General features: G+C 40.9%; 10 protein-coding genes, 15 tRNA genes and 3 rRNA genes. All 28 read right to left on the minus strand.

Features of this window, described 5'->3' with window-relative positions; genetic code table 11:
- Window positions 1-10: 10 nt before the first annotated feature.
- A tRNA-Ser gene (locus AC6IZR_RS00690) sits at window positions 11-100 on the minus strand.
- A 10-nt stretch (window positions 101-110) separates the two neighbouring features.
- Window positions 111-184, minus strand: a tRNA-Ile gene (locus tag AC6IZR_RS00695).
- Between the two features lie 16 nt (window positions 185-200).
- A tRNA-Met gene (locus AC6IZR_RS00700) sits at window positions 201-274 on the minus strand.
- A gap of 6 nt (window positions 275-280) precedes the next feature.
- Window positions 281-354, minus strand: a tRNA-Pro gene (locus AC6IZR_RS00705).
- A 19-nt stretch (window positions 355-373) separates the two neighbouring features.
- Window positions 374-447 (minus strand) — tRNA-Arg (locus AC6IZR_RS00710).
- Between the two features lie 36 nt (window positions 448-483).
- Window positions 484-557 (minus strand) — tRNA-Arg (locus AC6IZR_RS00715).
- 19 nt (window positions 558-576) lie between these two features.
- Window positions 577-662, minus strand: a tRNA-Leu gene (locus AC6IZR_RS00720).
- Between the two features lie 7 nt (window positions 663-669).
- Window positions 670-741, minus strand: a tRNA-Gly gene (locus AC6IZR_RS00725).
- 23 nt (window positions 742-764) lie between these two features.
- Window positions 765-837: transfer RNA gene (locus AC6IZR_RS00730), tRNA-Thr, on the minus strand.
- Between the two features lie 17 nt (window positions 838-854).
- Window positions 855-936 (minus strand) — tRNA-Leu (locus AC6IZR_RS00735).
- Window positions 937-942: 6 nt separating this feature from the next.
- Window positions 943-1015: transfer RNA gene (locus tag AC6IZR_RS00740), tRNA-Lys, on the minus strand.
- Window positions 1016-1039: 24 nt separating this feature from the next.
- Window positions 1040-1112 (minus strand) — tRNA-Asp (locus tag AC6IZR_RS00745).
- Window positions 1113-1114: 2 nt separating this feature from the next.
- Window positions 1115-1187: transfer RNA gene (locus tag AC6IZR_RS00750), tRNA-Val, on the minus strand.
- Between the two features lie 34 nt (window positions 1188-1221).
- Window positions 1222-1337 (minus strand): 5S ribosomal RNA (gene rrf, locus AC6IZR_RS00755).
- A gap of 79 nt (window positions 1338-1416) precedes the next feature.
- Window positions 1417-4313, minus strand: a 23S ribosomal RNA gene (locus AC6IZR_RS00760).
- 123 nt (window positions 4314-4436) lie between these two features.
- Window positions 4437-4509: transfer RNA gene (locus AC6IZR_RS00765), tRNA-Ala, on the minus strand.
- Window positions 4510-4562: 53 nt separating this feature from the next.
- Window positions 4563-6108, minus strand: a 16S ribosomal RNA gene (locus AC6IZR_RS00770).
- Together the 16S, 23S and 5S rRNA genes with 14 tRNA genes alongside form the textbook arrangement of a ribosomal RNA operon.
- 243 nt (window positions 6109-6351) lie before the next feature.
- Entirely contained in the window at window positions 6352-6831 is a 480-nt protein-coding gene (locus AC6IZR_RS00775; protein WP_003009261.1) for a sigma-70 family RNA polymerase sigma factor, read from the minus strand.
- A gap of 154 nt (window positions 6832-6985) precedes the next feature.
- Window positions 6986-7057 (minus strand) — tRNA-Glu (locus AC6IZR_RS00780).
- A 91-nt stretch (window positions 7058-7148) separates the two neighbouring features.
- The gene (gene ftsH, locus AC6IZR_RS00785) at window positions 7149-9122 is read right to left on the minus strand and encodes an ATP-dependent zinc metalloprotease FtsH (protein WP_070464840.1); all 1974 of its coding nucleotides are present in this window, start codon (window positions 9120-9122) and stop codon (window positions 7149-7151) included.
- A 10-nt stretch (window positions 9123-9132) separates the two neighbouring features.
- Window positions 9133-9675, minus strand: coding sequence for a hypoxanthine phosphoribosyltransferase (hpt, locus tag AC6IZR_RS00790; protein ID WP_003018402.1), 543 nt, complete (start codon window positions 9673-9675; stop codon window positions 9133-9135).
- A gap of 4 nt (window positions 9676-9679) precedes the next feature.
- On the minus strand, window positions 9680-10954 hold the full coding sequence (gene tilS / locus AC6IZR_RS00795; protein WP_497848594.1) for a tRNA lysidine(34) synthetase TilS: 1275 nt from the start codon (window positions 10952-10954) through the stop codon (window positions 9680-9682).
- A complete protein-coding gene (locus AC6IZR_RS00800; protein WP_497848924.1) occupies window positions 10954-12219 on the minus strand; it encodes a serine hydrolase in 1266 nt (421 codons plus the stop codon). Before AC6IZR_RS00800 ends, tilS begins: the two co-directional genes overlap by 1 nt.
- Complete coding sequence (locus AC6IZR_RS00805; RefSeq protein WP_003009253.1) at window positions 12212-12340, minus strand: SP_0009 family protein; 129 nt, start codon at window positions 12338-12340, stop codon at window positions 12212-12214. Before AC6IZR_RS00805 ends, AC6IZR_RS00800 begins: the two co-directional genes overlap by 8 nt.
- Before the next feature lie 3 nt (window positions 12341-12343).
- The gene (locus AC6IZR_RS00810; RefSeq protein WP_003009251.1) at window positions 12344-12712 is read right to left on the minus strand and encodes an FtsB family cell division protein; all 369 of its coding nucleotides are present in this window, start codon (window positions 12710-12712) and stop codon (window positions 12344-12346) included.
- Window positions 12705-12971, minus strand: coding sequence for an RNA-binding S4 domain-containing protein (locus AC6IZR_RS00815; RefSeq protein WP_003002258.1), 267 nt, complete (start codon window positions 12969-12971; stop codon window positions 12705-12707). The genes AC6IZR_RS00810 and AC6IZR_RS00815 overlap by 8 nt, the downstream gene beginning before the upstream one ends.
- A 68-nt stretch (window positions 12972-13039) precedes the next feature.
- Entirely contained in the window at window positions 13040-16534 is a 3495-nt protein-coding gene (gene mfd / locus AC6IZR_RS00820; RefSeq protein ID WP_497848595.1) for a transcription-repair coupling factor, read from the minus strand.
- 4 nt (window positions 16535-16538) lie between these two features.
- Window positions 16539-17108, minus strand: coding sequence for an aminoacyl-tRNA hydrolase (pth, locus tag AC6IZR_RS00825; protein ID WP_003002186.1), 570 nt, complete (start codon window positions 17106-17108; stop codon window positions 16539-16541).
- Window positions 17109-17127 lie beyond the last annotated feature (19 nt).

The raw sequence follows: 17127 nt of genomic DNA on the forward strand, positions 1-17127 counted from the left end.
AATTTTAAAAAGGAGGATGTGGGATTCGAACCCACGCACGCTTTTACACGCCTGACGGTTTTCAAGACCGTTCCCTTCAGCCGGACTTGGGTAATCCTCCAAGATAATAATGGACCTTGTAGGACTTGAACCTACGACCACTCGGTTATGAGCCGAGAGCTCTAACCAGCTGAGCTAAAGGTCCAACAAGATCAACAATATAGCGGCGAAGGGGATCGAACCCCCGACCTCCCGGGTATGAACCGGACGCTCTAGCCAGCTGAGCTACACCGCCATAATATCGGGAAGACAGGATTCGAACCTGCGACACCTTGGTCCCAAACCAAGTACTCTACCAAGCTGAGCTACTTCCCGATCTAAAGCTACCGCTTTATGCACCCTAGAGGAGTCGAACCTCTAACCGCCTGATTCGTAGTCAGGTACTCTATCCAGTTGAGCTAAGGGTGCTCGTTCCTATTCAATTACTACATAGCCTTGCGACCATGCACCCTAGAGGAGTCGAACCTCTAACCGCCTGATTCGTAGTCAGGTACTCTATCCAGTTGAGCTAAGGGTGCTTCTTTCAACCTTTGTCTATGCCGAGGACCGGAATCGAACCGGTACGATCGTTACCAATCGCAGGATTTTAAGTCCTGTGCGTCTGCCAGTTCCGCCACCCCGGCCTCCTCAAGCGAACGACGGGATTCGAACCCGCGACCCCCACCTTGGCAAGGTGGTGTTCTACCACTGAACTACGTTCGCATTGCTTTCTTTATATAAAAAAATGCCGGCTACATGACTTGAACACGCGACCCTCTGATTACAAATCAGATGCTCTACCAACTGAGCTAAGCCGGCTCATTATTATTCTCTTATGCGGGTTAAGGGACTTGAACCCCCACGCCGTAAAGCGCCAGATCCTAAATCTGGTGCGTCTGCCAATTCCGCCAAACCCGCAAAATATGACCCGTACTGGGCTCGAACCAGTGACCCATTGATTAAAAGTCAATTGCTCTACCAACTGAGCTAACGAGTCTTAAAATAATTTTCATTATCTTAACGGTCCCGACGGGAATCGAACCCGCGATCTTCGCCGTGACAGGGCGACGTGATAACCGCTACACTACGGGACCTATGGGAGTTAACGGGATCGAACCGCTGACCCTCTGCTTGTAAGGCAGATGCTCTCCCAGCTGAGCTAAACTCCCAAATGAGCCTAGTATCTACTAGGCTCAATCTCTTGCTAAGCGACTTCCTTATCTCACAGGGGGCAACCCCCAACTACTTCCGGCGTTCTAGGGCTTAACTGCTGTGTTCGGCATGGGTACAGGTGTATCTCCTAGGCTATCGTCACTTAACTCTGAATGATTAAACATTCAAAATTGAACATCTATATTCTAACAAGTTAACCTTTCGTTGTCAATATCTTCTGACTCTTTGGATAAGTCCTCGAGCTATTAGTATTAGTCCGCTCCATTGCTCACACAACTTCCACTCCTAACCTATCTACCTGATCTTCTCTCAGGGCTCTTACTGATATATAATCATGGGAAATCTCATCTTGAGGTGGGTTTCACACTTAGATGCTTTCAGCGTTTATCCCTTCCCTACATAGCTACCCAGCGATGCCTCTGGCGAGACAACTGGTACACCAGCGGTAAGTCCACTCTGGTCCTCTCGTACTAGGAGCAGATCCTCTCAAATTTCCTACGCCCGCGACGGATAGGGACCGAACTGTCTCACGACGTTCTGAACCCAGCTCGCGTGCCGCTTTAATGGGCGAACAGCCCAACCCTTGGGACCGACTACAGCCCCAGGATGCGACGAGCCGACATCGAGGTGCCAAACCTCCCCGTCGATGTGAACTCTTGGGGGAGATAAGCCTGTTATCCCCAGGGTAGCTTTTATCCGTTGAGCGATGGCCCTTCCATACGGAACCACCGGATCACTAAGCCCGACTTTCGTCCCTGCTCGAGTTGTAGCTCTCGCAGTCAAGCTCCCTTATACCTTTACACTCTGCGAATGATTTCCAACCATTCTGAGGGAACCTTTGGGCGCCTCCGTTACCTTTTAGGAGGCGACCGCCCCAGTCAAACTGCCCGTCAGACACTGTCTCCGTAGATGATTAACCTACCGGGTTAGAGTGGCCATAACACAAGGGTAGTATCCCAACAACGCCTCCATCGAAACTGGCGTCCCGATCTCAATGGCTCCTACCTATCCTGTACATGTGGCACAGACACTCAATATCAAACTGCAGTAAAGCTCCATGGGGTCTTTCCGTCCTGTCGCGGGTAACCTGCATCTTCACAGGTACTAAAATTTCACCGAGTCTCTCGTTGAGACAGTGCCCAAATCATTACGCCTTTCGTGCGGGTCGGAACTTACCCGACAAGGAATTTCGCTACCTTAGGACCGTTATAGTTACGGCCGCCGTTTACTGGGGCTTCAATTCATACCTTCGCTTACGCTAAGCACTCCTCTTAACCTTCCAGCACCGGGCAGGCGTCACCCCCTATACATCATCTTACGATTTAGCAGAGAGCTGTGTTTTTGATAAACAGTTGCTTGGGCCTATTCACTGCGGCTGACTTAAAGCCAGCACCCCTTCTCCCGAAGTTACGGGGTCATTTTGCCGAGTTCCTTAACGAGAGTTCTCTCGCTCACCTGAGGCTACTCGCCTCGACTACCTGTGTCGGTTTGCGGTACGGGTAGAGTATGATTAACGCTAGAAGCTTTTCTTGGCAGTGTGACGTCACTAACTTCGCTACTAAACTTCGCTCCCCATCACAGCTCAATGTTACAGAATTAAGCATTTAACTCAATTCACACCTCACTGCTTAGACGTGCACTTCCAGTCGCACGCTTTAGTTAGCCTACTGCGTCCCTCCTTCACTACATACTCTAGTACAGGAATATCAACCTGTTGTCCATCGGATACACCTTTCGGTCTCTCCTTAGGTCCCGACTAACCCAGGGCGGACGAGCCTTCCCTGGAAACCTTAGTCTTACGGTGGACAGGATTCTCACCTGTCTTTCGCTACTCATACCGGCATTCTCACTTCTATGCGTTCCAGCGCTCCTCACGGTACACCTTCTCCACACATAGAACGCTCTCCTACCATACCTATAAAGGTATCCACAGCTTCGGTAAATTGTTTTAGCCCCGGTACATTTTCGGCGCAGGGTCACTCGACTAGTGAGCTATTACGCACTCTTTGAATGAATAGCTGCTTCTAAGCTAACATCCTAGTTGTCTGTGCAACCCCACATCCTTTTCCACTTAACAATTATTTTGGGACCTTAGCTGGTGGTCTGGGCTGTTTCCCTTTCGACTACGGATCTTAGCACTCGCAGTCTGACTGCCGACCATAATTCTTTGGCATTCGGAGTTTATCTGAGATTGGTAATCCGGGATGGACCCCTCACCCAAACAGTGCTCTACCTCCAAGAATCTTAATGTCGACGCTAGCCCTAAAGCTATTTCGGAGAGAACCAGCTATCTCCAAGTTCGTTTGGAATTTCTCCGCTACCCACAAGTCATCCAAGCACTTTTCAACGTGCCCTGGTTCGGTCCTCCAGTGAGTTTTACCTCACCTTCAACCTGCTCATGGGTAGGTCACATGGTTTCGGGTCTACGACATAATACTATTCCGCCCTATTCAGACTCGGTTTCCCTACGGCTCCGTCTCTTCAACTTAACCTCGCATCATATCGTAACTCGCCGGTTCATTCTACAAAAGGCACGCTCTCACCCATTAACGGGCTCGAACTTGTTGTAGGCACACGGTTTCAGGTTCTATTTCACTCCTCCCGGGGTGCTTTTCACCTTTCCCTCACGGTACTGGTTCACTATCGGTCACTAGAGAGTATTTAGGGTTGGGAGATGGTCCTCCCAGATTCCGACGGGATTTCTCGTGTCCCGCCGTACTCAGGATACTGCTAGGTATAAAGACTATTTCGAATACGAGGCTCTTACTCTCTTTGGCTGACCTTCCCATGTCATTCTTCTATATTCTTTAAGTCCACATTGCAGTCCTACAACCCCGAAGAGTAAACTCTTCGGTTTGCCCTCCTGCCGTTTCGCTCGCCGCTACTCAGGCAATCGCTTTTGCTTTCTCTTCCTGCAGCTACTTAGATGTTTCAGTTCACTACGTCTTCCTCTACCTATCCTTAACAGATAGGAGTACTAGCCATTAGCTAGTGGGTTCCCCCATTCGGACATCTCTGGATCGTCGCTTACTTACAGCTCCCCAAAGCATTTCGTCGTTTGTCACGTCCTTCTTCGGCTTCTAGTGCCAAGGCATCCACCGTGCGCCCTTATTAACTTAACCTTATTTTTGGTCTTGCGACCTAAACTCTTTAAATATTTACAGCGTTTCGGTTTATTTTCTTGTTACTATTTGATATAGATATTCAATTTTCAATGTTCAATCTTAACACCCTTACAGTGTTAATGGAGCCTAGCGGGATCGAACCGCTGACCTCCTGCGTGCAAAGCAGGCGCTCTCCCAGCTGAGCTAAGGCCCCACAAGACCTCTCAAAACTAAACAAGACCAACGTACAGGTTTCCATTTCCTTAGAAAGGAGGTGATCCAGCCGCACCTTCCGATACGGCTACCTTGTTACGACTTCACCCCAATCATCTATCCCACCTTAGGCGGCTGGCTCCTTACGGTTACCTCACCGACTTCGGGTGTTACAAACTCTCGTGGTGTGACGGGCGGTGTGTACAAGGCCGGGAACGTATTCACCGCGGCGTGCTGATCCGCGATTACTAGCGATTCCGACTTCATGTAGGCGAGTTGCAGCCTACAATCCGAACTGAGACTGGCTTTAAGAGATTAGCTTGCCGTCACCGACTCGCGACTCGTTGTACCAGCCATTGTAGCACGTGTGTAGCCCAGGTCATAAGGGGCATGATGATTTGACGTCATCCCCACCTTCCTCCGGTTTATTACCGGCAGTCTCGCTAGAGTGCCCAACTCAATGATGGCAACTAACAATAGGGGTTGCGCTCGTTGCGGGACTTAACCCAACATCTCACGACACGAGCTGACGACAACCATGCACCACCTGTCACCTCTGTCCCGAAGGAAAACTCTATCTCTAGAGCGGTCAGAGGGATGTCAAGACCTGGTAAGGTTCTTCGCGTTGCTTCGAATTAAACCACATGCTCCACCGCTTGTGCGGGCCCCGTCAATTCCTTTGAGTTTCAACCTTGCGGTCGTACTCCCCAGGCGGAGTGCTTAATGCGTTAGCTGCGGCACTGAGTCCCGGAAAGGACCCAACACCTAGCACTCATCGTTTACGGCGTGGACTACCAGGGTATCTAATCCTGTTTGCTCCCCACGCTTTCGAGCCTCAGCGTCAGTTACAGACCAGAGAGCCGCTTTCGCCACCGGTGTTCCTCCATATATCTACGCATTTCACCGCTACACATGGAATTCCACTCTCCCCTTCTGCACTCAAGTTAAACAGTTTCCAAAGCGTACTATGGTTAAGCCACAGCCTTTAACTTCAGACTTATCTAACCGCCTGCGCTCGCTTTACGCCCAATAAATCCGGATAACGCTCGGGACCTACGTATTACCGCGGCTGCTGGCACGTAGTTAGCCGTCCCTTTCTGGTAAGTTACCGTCACAGTGTGAACTTTCCACTCTCACACTCGTTCTTCTCTTACAACAGAGCTTTACGATCCGAAAACCTTCTTCACTCACGCGGCGTTGCTCGGTCAGGGTTGCCCCCATTGCCGAAGATTCCCTACTGCTGCCTCCCGTAGGAGTCTGGGCCGTGTCTCAGTCCCAGTGTGGCCGATCACCCTCTCAGGTCGGCTATGTATCGTTGCCTTGGTGAGCCGTTACCTCACCAACTAGCTAATACAACGCAGGTCCATCTCTTAGTGATGCAATTGCACCTTTCAAGTCAATATCATGCGATATCGACTTTTATGCGGTATTAGCTATCGTTTCCAATAGTTATCCCCCGCTAAGAGGCAGGTTACCTACGCGTTACTCACCCGTTCGCAACTCATCCGCTCGGTGCAAGCACCAAGCTTCAGCGTTCTACTTGCATGTATTAGGCACGCCGCCAGCGTTCATCCTGAGCCAGGATCAAACTCTCATTAAAATAATTGTTTGTCTTAAACTCATTCTGTCACTGACAGATTTATTGTTTTTTTATTGTTCAGTTACTACAACTTTCATTGTAGTGCCCTGCACATTGGTTCGTCTTGTTCAGTTTTCAAAGGTCTTTGTCGCTCTCTCGCGACAACTATATTAGTATATCATGACCTCACCTTACTGTCAACACTTTTTTAAAAATTTTTTTATTTTTTTGAAAGTTCATTTATACACTGTCAACTTTTAGTTCTTAAATCGAATTTTTAAAGTCCTTTAAATAGTTCTCTAATTTCTTTTTCATTTTTGTTTTTCCTAGACATCTTCTGTTTGCTAGTAATGCTTCATATTGTTCTTTTTCTTTTACGGTTAATTTTTCTTTAAAACGTTTTAATGCATCTCTCAGAACAACCAGCTCATCTAAATATATTTTTCTTGATGAAATTCTGTGACTAATTTCTCCAATTTCAATATATGGAAGTCTATTTATTTTTCTTTTATCACTTTCCTGTTGTCTTATTTTATCTTTAATATGATTTCTAAATTTTGTTTTGAAATATGTATAAAGTAATTCTTCATTTGTTTCAATTTCAGGATTTTTTTGATAAAGTTCAAAGAGTGTTAGCTGTCCTTCTTGTTCCCAATCATCCTTTTCCCATAATTGAATATAATATTCTTTTTCACATTTTCTTACTATATATTTTACTTTTTGATACATTTTATTAAATTCCATAAGCTCTCCTTTACTTTTATCTGTATTTTATAAAAATAAAGAAGCCCATTGGACTTTTTTTCTATTCTGTACGTTTTTTTAACTATTTGGTTATTATTTTTAGCTATTTTGTCCAAATACACAAAAAAACTGCCACTTGGTGACAGTTTATCGATAGTCCGTACGGGATTCGAACCCGTGTTACCGCCGTGAAAAGGCGGTGTCTTAACCCCTTGACCAACGGACCATTTTTACAACATATTCTATTATACAGAATATTTTTACTCTGTCAACACTTTTTTAATAAAAAAAGAAGGAAATATTTTCCTTCTTTTGAATTAGTTATTTTCTTCTAATTTTGACTTAATCTCATCATATGATAGAGGTTTTGCTTCTTCTTCCAATTCATGCTCTGAATTTTCGGGCATTTTTCCTGTTTCATATAATGATTTAATTTGAACACTATCCAAGGTTTCATATTTTAATAGAGCTTCCGCAATTAGTTTATGCGTTTCTCTATTTCCTTGAATAATTTCTGCCGCTTTATTACGGGCTTCATTCAACAAACCACGAACTTCTTCATCAATTTCGTAAGCTGTTTGTTCTGAAATCATTTTTTGTGGGCTTTGAGCACCAAACATCGCATGATTTCCTTCATATTGGACCGGTCCAAGTTTTTCACTCATACCATATTCTGTTACCATTGCACGCGCCATTTGGGTAGCTTGTTCAAAGTCATTTGAAGCACCCGTTGTTTGCGAATTGAAAATAATTTCTTCGGCAACACGTCCTCCCATGAGCCCAGCTAATTGTTCTTTCATATCTTCTTTAGAAAGTAACATTTGATCTTCTTTAGGAAGGGCAATCATGTAACCGCCTGCACGACCACGTGGAACAATCGTAACTTTATGAACTACACGAGCATTTGATAAGACCAGACCAACGATTGTATGACCAGCTTCGTGATAAGCAACCATTTCACGTTCTTTTTGTGAAATCGTCCGATCTTTCTTAGATGGACCTGCAATAACACGATCTTCTGCTTCATCGATATCAGCAGCATCAATTACTTTTTTATTTCGACGAGCTGCAACCAAGGCTGCTTCGTTCAAAACATTTTCGAGATCAGCACCGACAAATCCCGGTGTTTGTTGAGCAACCAATTTCAAGTCCACATCTGGAGCAAGTGGCTTATTCTTAGCATGAACACGAAGAATTGCCTCACGACCTTTCACATCTGGACGTCCAACTAATACTTTACGGTCAAAACGGCCAGGACGAAGAAGGGCAGGGTCAAGGACATCAGAACGGTTAGTTGCTGCGATAACAATGATTCCTTCGTTACCTTCAAAACCATCCATCTCAATCAAGAGCTGGTTGAGGGTTTGTTCACGTTCATCATTTCCACCACCAAGACCTACACCACGTTGGCGCCCAACAGCATCAATTTCATCGATAAAGATAATGGCTGGAGCTGCTTTTTTAGCATCTTCAAAAAGTGAACGAACCCGGCTAGCACCGACTCCGACAAACATTTCAACGAAGTCAGAACCAGAGATACTGAAGAATGGCACTCCAGCTTCACCAGCTACTGCTTTTGCTAAAAGGGTTTTACCAGTTCCGGGAGGGCCTTCAAGAAGCACACCTGCTGGGATTCTTGCACCCAATTTAGTAAAGCGTTTTGGATCTTTTAAAAATTCAACAACTTCAACAAGTTCTTGTTTTTCTTCTTCAGCTCCTGCTACATCTGAAAAACGAACTTTAATATCTTCTTTATTAGCAGCGCGGGCTTTATTACGACCAAAGTTCATTGCACCTCTGGCACCTCCGCCACCGCCTTGGTTCATCATTGAGAAGAAGAAGAACATGACGATAACAAATGGAACAATTGAAGTGAGAATTGTTATCCACATGCCACTTGAGCTCTCACGCTTGATGGTGATTTCTGCTTTGTGGTCAGCTGCTAATTTTTGTAATTCATTGACGGTGATATCAGATGGAAGGATGACACTAGTAAAGCGAGATACTTTTTGAACACTTGGGGTAAAAAATTGAATTCCTGTATCATCTTTTGATTCTTTAGCTTTATTATAGGTCCCTGCAATTTCAATCACACTACCATTTGGTTGGTAACTGATCGTTTTTACATTGTCATTTTTAATTTCTTTGACCAATTCTGTGTAGTTGATTTGCTGACTTTGACCAACTCCATTACCCGCAAAAAAGTACTGGAACCCTGTCACAGCCGCTACAATAATCAACAAATACAGAAATGGATTTCGAACAAAACCGTTATTTTTTCTGTTATTCATCTAGTCTCCTCTATTTTGAGTACACTTCCTCTTTTAATACACCAACATAGGGTAGGTTACGATAATTTTCATCATAGTCTAAACCATATCCTACAACAAACTCATTTGGAATCGTAAAGCAGGTGTAATCTGCTTCGATCTCAACCAAACGTCCTTCAGGTTTATCCAATAAGGTAGCAATCTTCACAGATGCTGCATTTCGTTCTTCAAAGAGTTCTTTTAGACTCTTGAGGGTTTTACCTGTATCGATAATATCTTCTACAAATAAAATATCTCTACCGGTAATATCTTGGTCGATATCCTTGATAATATTAATAATACCTGAGCTTGCTGTACCACCATGATAACTTGAAACCAGCATAAAATCCAATTCAATATGTGTATCCACGTGGTTGATCAACTCTGCCATAAATGGAACAGAACCTTTCAAAATTCCAACAAAAATTGGATTTTTTCCTTGGTACTCTTTTGTTAGGGTTTCACCCAATTTCTTTGCTGCTTCTACAATTTCATCATGTGAAACCAATACTTTTTTTATATCTTTTTCTAACATGTTTTTACCTATCTATTTTTTGAATATAAAGACTATCTTTCATTATACCACTTTTTGAGAGCTTACTCAAATCACTCGTTACCAATCCCACTACAGAAAGAATATTATGATTTTGTTCTATAATGAGAGCCTTTTGCCGAAGCGAAATTGAAATTTTATGGTTGATAAACCACCGTCTTAATTTTTGATGGTGGCCATTAACAAGCAGCTGATCTCCTTCCTTTCTCCTTCTAATTAAGATGGGAGTTTCGCGTGAAACAGAAAGAATTTCTACATTTTCTCCTACTAATGGTTGTCCAAAAGATAGTTTATAATTTGCAATTTCAAAGATATTCCCAAATTCTAACAAAAATGGGAGGGGTTGGTCATCCGACTTTTGAATGATTTTTTGTATTTCAAAGAAATCATATTCTTGATGTAATTCATAATTCGACTTTAAATAATGAATGCAATTTCTTTTTTTTCGCAGTAAATCTAATAATTCTTGAAACTGGGCCCTACCAAGTTGCAAATCTGGAAATTGTGCCAAATACTCTTCTAATAAGAATGATTGTACAGAATGAGAATACGTTCTAAAAGAAGCTAAATCTTGAATGCTTAACTCGCTAGTCAATTCTTTCAGTGCTTGGTGCCAATGAGTCACTTCCTCTGCTAAATAACGAAGACTTACTTGCATTTGGGGATTTTCTTTTTCAAATTCTGGAAGGTATTGATGGCGTACACGATTTCGAAAATAGTCCTGTGAGTCATTGCTACTATCTTCAAAGTGAGGGATTTTCATCAACTCATCTTTGGTAAAAGTTAACAAAGGACGGATTAGCTCACCCTTGCCAAATGGTTGTCGTACAGGAATGCCACTTAAATGGCGTAATTTTGTTCCTCGTATCAAGCGCATGAAAGTTGTTTCAGCTTGATCATTTGCATGATGACCTGTTACTAAAGCGGTGCAATCCTCTTTCTCCATAATCTGTTTAAAAAAATCATAACGAAAGGTCCGAGCTTTTGCTTCCGTAAAATCACCCGAATAGTGAGCCACATGAATACGTGTCTCTCGCCTATCAGCTAGCATTCGAAGTTCACTTTCTTCTAAATCTGATTCTGGTCTTTGTCCATGATTGACATGAGCGAGTACCAGATGGATTTTCAATCGTTCTTTATTCTTATATAAAAGTTCATACAGATTCATTGAATCCAATCCACCAGATAAGGCAACCAAAACACGGCGATGGGGAGTAAATAGATCTTGTTTTTCACAAAACTCTAAAAATCGCTTTTCCATTATTTCAATACCTCATAGATATCTTTTGAAATGTTGGAAATCGTATCATAATTCGAATGATCTGTAAAAATGGCTATTACATAGGGTGAATTTGTGTATACAATCGCAACATCATGTCTAAAATCATAGGCATCTCCAATTTTATGAGCAACTTTTACTGGAAGGTCACGCGCAATCCGTTGGTCATCATATTTTGTAGAGGAGAGCGCATCAATAATAGGGCCATTTTGTTGATAGACAGCCTCCATGACATTGCCAGCCATTTCAGCGGATGCTTCTCTTTTTTCAACATCCCAATGTTTCTTTGCAATTTTATCCAATGTTTTTTGGAAGTCTTGATCTGATTGATGAGTGACATAATAATTCAAGATATTATGTCCAACATTATCTGATTCTTTTGCAATCTTATCTATCAACTCTTGAACACTATATTCTTTTCCATCTGGTGTTTTTGAAAGACTACCACTTCCTTCTGGTTCATAGCCTCCTTTGAAATCATTTACTTCTGGAATATATTTGTAGGTTGTAGTTGGAGAAATGGCTTTTTTATTGAGCTGTTCTTGGACGTAGTACAAGTATGGTAATTTCGTTACACTGGCAGAATACATTTCTTTTTGCTGATTGATGCCAGCAGTATTTCCAGTCTCTAATTGTTTTACATAGATTCCATACGAAGGAGAATTGTATTTACTATTTAACAAGTCCTGAACTTTTTCCATTCGATTATCTTTTTCAGCGACGAATGCTTTGTTCACCCAGCCCTGACCTTCAATCTCCACAAACTCATCTCGTAAAGTCTTAGCTGTACGTAAGACTGTCACTTTTGTATAAGGAGAAAGAGGTGTATTTTTTTCTTGTGCACCATTTATTAAGGGTCGGTCGTACACTTTAAAACCAGGTTTTAGCCACATGTCTTGTTTTTTTTCTTGTGTTTCTTGTACAACATCAGAAAAAATGACAGAAGAATCTGCTAATACATATCCTTTCTCTGCTATTTTAAATACAGCTTTCCCTTCATCATTTACAAAGAGTTGTTCGATTGTAAACGGTGTGTTGGGAAGAATTTCTCCTTTTGCTTTTTTCAACTGAGGATCAGAAAAAACAGAAATTTTGCGATAGACATTAGGGTTCGCTGGAATTGAAGAAAAATAAAGTTCTGATGGATGAGCCATTGTCTGAGAAGACTCAGACTGCTCGATACTCGCTGCTTGAGACCCAATAAATAAAATTGGAACTAACAATAGGAGCAGAAATCGTTTAGACACCTGTATTCCTTTCCTTTTCATCCTTTTGAAGTTTGATCATTTGGTTTTTCTTTTTTAATTCCTCTAATTTTTCATCCGAAAATTCAAGAAATTGTTTAACTGTTTGTAAGATATTTTCCATCGGTTATTGGGGAAGTAAATCTGGGATGGTATAAACATATTCACCATCTTTTGAAAAAGAATACTTAGCGCGTGCATATTTTGTTGCATAATCATCGTCTTTTAATTTTTTAGCGATGTCTTGTTGGTATTCTTTTTGTTCACTTGTTTCTTTATACTCTTTTTCCAACTGTTTGTATTGTTCTTTTTTATCTTGTAGCGATTGATAGCTCTGGGCTAAATTATAAGTTGGAAGAATAAACAGTAACATGACCAATATCAAAACGAGCCCCAGAAAACGATTGCGTTTTTTTCTTTCTTCTTCTAAAAAACGTTTTCGCTGACTTTCGTCTTTGATATATTTATTGTTCATTTGAACGATATTTTTAGGCATCTTCTTCTATCCTTGTTTCACTAATTATTTCGTACATTTTGGATGCATCTTCTTTTTTTGTACTATCCAACATTTCCAAGACTTTAACCGTCAATACTTTATTTCCAAAACGAACTTCAATTTGATCATTCACTTTCAAATCCGTTGAACTTTTGGCTAATACTCCATTGACTTTGATTCGCCCTTTATCTGCAACTTCCTTTGCAACAGGGCGACGCTTAATAATGCGAGAAACTTTTAAATATTTATCTAATCTCATACTGTCACCTCTAACATAGTATTGTATCATTTTTTATACATAAAATGCGAAAAATGAGCTAAGAACTGCTAGTTCTCTTCTTTTTCTTGTTTAATTTCCAATAAGGTTTTACCAAATTGCTTCAGAGCTTCTAAAATTTCAAAATCTTTCTTATTTCGAATATCGAAGATCACTTCAATCAATCCCTTTTCTTCTGCAATCTGTGCCTTTAACTGTGTCATTGACAGAGCTTTGAAATAATCCTGTGTTAAAAACAGTTGTTTGGCAATAGATTCAAATTTCACTGTCACTTTTTGTTGTTTTCTTTCAACAAGACGGACAAAGACTTGATCCAAGTAAGCTTTCACTAAACCAATTTCAAGTAGGTAGGCGACAACATCTGGGTATTCTCCAAAACGATCGATCAATTCATCTTGCAAGTATTCATAGTCCGTTGCAGAATTCATTTCACGAATTTGTTTGTAAATTTCAATTTTTTGACGTTGATCTGAAATATATTCATTAGGTAAATATGCATCTATTTGAAGGTTCAACTCTGCATTGCTCTTTTGCCTGCGATGCTCTTGGCCTTGTTTCTTAGCAATAGCTTCTTCTAACAATTGAGAATACATTTCAAAACCAACTGAATCGATGAAACCAGATTGAGAAGCTCCAAGGATATTCCCTGCTCCACGGATTGATAAATCTCGCATAGCAATTTTAAATCCAGAACCCAACTCAGTAAAACCTTTAATAGCTTCTAAACGTTTTTCAGACACTTCTGTAAGAGATTTGTCTGGACGATACATCAAATAAGCATAAGCAATTCGATTGCTTCGTCCCACACGACCTCTTAGTTGATAAAGCGTTGAAAGCCCCATATGATCCGCATTTTCAATAAAGAGTGTATTGGCATTTGGAATATCCACACCTGTCTCAATAATGGTTGTCGTCACTAAGACATCGTATTCGCCATTAATGAAATCCAACAGGGTATTTTCCAGGCGAACTTCACTCATCTGGCCATGAACAAAGCCAATCGAAGCCTCTGGAATCAACTCTTTTAATTCAGACACCTTTTGTTCAATTGTATCTACCTTATTGTAAAGATAATAGGCCTGTCCTCCACGATCCATCTCCCGCAACACAGCATCTCGAATAATGGTTGGATTGGTCTCTAATACAAAAGTTTGCACAGGATACCGATTGGTCGGAGGTGTTTCGATGACAGACAAATCTCGAATTCCTAGCATAGACATATGAAGAGTTCGAGGTATAGGGGTAGCTGTCAAGGTAAGCACATCCACCTTTTTTTTCAATTCTTTCAAGGTTTCTTTGTGCTTCACTCCAAAACGTTGCTCTTCATCAATCACGATTAAACCTAAGTCTGAAAAAACAACATCTTTGGACAAGAGCCGGTGAGTTCCAATAATAATATCCACTCGTCCTTTTTTCAATTTTTCAAGCGTTTCTTTCTGCTCTGCCTTACTCTGGAAACGACTTAAAACAGCAACCTCTACTGCAAAAGATTCAAAACGCTCCTTAAAATTGGCATAATGTTGTTGGGCAAGAACAGTGGTAGGAACCAGCACTGTTACTTGTTTATGATCATTTACTGCCTTAAAGGCTGCTCGCATAGCGACCTCTGTTTTCCCAAAACCGACGTCTCCAACCAGCAATCGGTCCATCGGACGATTCGATTCCATATCTTTTTTAATCTCTTCAATGGAACGTAATTGGTCATCTGTTTCAATATATGGAAAATCTTGTTCAAAAGCCTCTTGGTTTTCATCATCTTGGGAATAGGCAAAGCCTTCTAATTGACTACGCTCCGCATAAAGTTTTATCAAATCATCCGCAATGTCCTCCACCTGAGTCTGAACCTTTTGCTTCGTTTTTTGGAAACGCCCATCATTTAACTTATTAATTTTTGGCGTTTTTCCATCACTTGCAACGTATTTAGACAACATCTGAATCTGATCGACAGGAATCGAGATGCGATCTCCATTTTGATATTGAATCGAAACATAATCACGATGGACACCCGAAATTTCAATCGTTTCAATTCCCAAATATTGACCAATACCATGAACTTGGTGAACAACATAGTCCCCTTTTTCCAGTTCATTATAATTTTTTAGGCGTTCTGCATTGGAAATATTTTGCCTGCGAATCTTTCGTTTGATCTTTTTCTGATAAATCTCTGATTCTGTAATGTAGACAATTTTTTCATCAACAAATTGAAAACCGTGAGCTAATCCTCCAACAACTAATTGACTAGCTTGAGGAATGATCGTATCCCCATCAATATAATCTAATCGAATCCCATACTCTTCTAAATTTTTATGGAGCTGTTGAAGATTGTGATGAGAAGTTGCTTGGACAATAACAGTATAGTTTGATTTTCGATACCGTTCAATTTCCTCTTTTAGTAAATCAAATTGTCCAAAAAACTCCTGCATGGGATATTGATTGAATTGATACAAATGATCAAACTTCAAATTTCCCAATCCTTTTTGAAAGTTTGAAAAATAAGTTGCAGGCGTATATTTTCGTAATGTTGTACTGGTGTCTGCAAAATACACTTGGCGAGAAGAAGCTCTATTTTTATGTAAATCTTCCGTCAAGAGATTAGCTGTATCTAGTTCAAATCTCGCTATTTGATCTGCTATTTTTTGATAATCATCCAGAAAGACTGGAGTGTGTTTAGGGAGATAATCGAATAGGGTATATTGCTTCTCGTAAAAGAAACTAATAAATTTTCTAAGATCCGGATGGAGTTTCCTTTGAGAAATATCTCCCAGAATTTCTGCTAGATAAGATTTAAATTCTTCATTCGCGCTCTGTTCTTGCAATTGTTCTATTTGCTGCTGACCACGTATAAAATCTTCCTCTTGCAACAATAGATCACTCACTGCCTTCAGTTGAACTTCTTCAACATTTTCAACAGAACGCTGACTTTCTGGGTCAAAGATTCGGATTCCATCAATCTCATCTCCGAAAAATTCAATCCGATAGGGTTGGAGTTGGTCGATCTCAAAGATATCTAAAATATCTCCTCGTAGACTAAACTCTCCCTGTTGCAAAACTTGGCTCACCTTTTGGTAGCCAATCTTCTGTAATGTTTCACTCAGAGTAGTTAAGTCTATTTCTTGACCGACCTTCAATTGAAAAATGCTAGATGCAAAAACTTTAGGAGAAGGTAATAGTAGTTTTATACCACTCACATTGGTCACAAGGATGCCTTGACGATCCTCTTGACATAAAAAGTTCAAAGCCTCTAATCGTGAAAATTGCCTTTCTTGTGAAGCAAAAACAAATTCTGCTAAAGGGTTATCATCTCCCAAAAATGTATGGACTTTCTCTTCTCCAAGTAAAGCAATAAAATCACTAGCCAATCGTTCTGCTTCGTTATAACTGGAAGTAATGAGGACTGCTTTTTCAATAGAATCAAAGGCTGAAGCCATTACAATAGCCTTTGTGGTCGCAGACAATCCTAAGATCAATTCCCTATTATTTTTTTGCAAACCTTGTTGCCAGGATAAAAAGTTGGAGTTTTGACTCACTAAATCAATTACATTCATCTACTTACCCGTTGTATTTCTGCATGCTTCTTTCAAAATTTTCTTCTACCAAGTAATCGTTAACCGCTTCTTCTACTCGATCAATTGTTTGTAGAATAGTGATGTAATCGTCTTTATCAAATTTTCCTAAGACATGATGAACAACTGACATGCCCTGCTTAGGTCTTCCAATTCCAATCTTAATTCGATAAAAAGTCTGAGTTCCAATATGATTAATAATCGATTTGATTCCGTTATGACCTCCAGCTGATCCTTTAGCTCGAAGACGAATCTTGCCAACTTCCATATCTAAATCATCGTAAATAACCAAAAGATCTTCAATATCCAGACCATAATAAGTCAGAAGGGCATGGACTGCTTTTCCACTCTCATTCATGAAAGTGGTCGGCTTTACAAAATAGACCTTTTCGCCATTTAAAAATGTTGAGGCAATATCAGCTTGAAAAATCTTATCATGGGAGAAAGTAAGATTTAAAGACTTTGCCATTTGATCAACTAACATAAAGCCTACATTGTGTTTCGTTTCAACATACTTATCACCTGGATTTCCCAATCCAACAATTAATTTCGTCATCTCTTTCCTTTCAAAACAC

The organism is Streptococcus mobilis, from assembly GCF_059727625.1.

Excerpts from the sequence above, each read along its gene's own strand:
- AC6IZR_RS00775 (WP_003009261.1), bottom strand. The coding sequence starts at position 6,831 with ATGGAATTTAATAAAATGTATCAAAAAGTAAAATATATAGTAAGAAAA.
- ftsH (WP_070464840.1), bottom strand. The coding sequence starts at position 9,122 with ATGAATAACAGAAAAAATAACGGTTTTGTTCGAAATCCATTTCTGTAT.
- hpt (WP_003018402.1), bottom strand. The coding sequence starts at position 9,675 with ATGTTAGAAAAAGATATAAAAAAAGTATTGGTTTCACATGATGAAATT.
- tilS (WP_497848594.1), bottom strand. The coding sequence starts at position 10,954 with ATGGAAAAGCGATTTTTAGAGTTTTGTGAAAAACAAGATCTATTTACT.
- AC6IZR_RS00805 (WP_003009253.1), bottom strand. The coding sequence starts at position 12,340 with ATGGAAAATATCTTACAAACAGTTAAACAATTTCTTGAATTTTCGGAT.
- AC6IZR_RS00810 (WP_003009251.1), bottom strand. The coding sequence starts at position 12,712 with ATGCCTAAAAATATCGTTCAAATGAACAATAAATATATCAAAGACGAA.
- AC6IZR_RS00815 (WP_003002258.1), bottom strand. The coding sequence starts at position 12,971 with ATGAGATTAGATAAATATTTAAAAGTTTCTCGCATTATTAAGCGTCGC.
- mfd (WP_497848595.1), bottom strand. The coding sequence starts at position 16,534 with ATGAATGTAATTGATTTAGTGAGTCAAAACTCCAACTTTTTATCCTGG.
- pth (WP_003002186.1), bottom strand. The coding sequence starts at position 17,108 with ATGACGAAATTAATTGTTGGATTGGGAAATCCAGGTGATAAGTATGTT.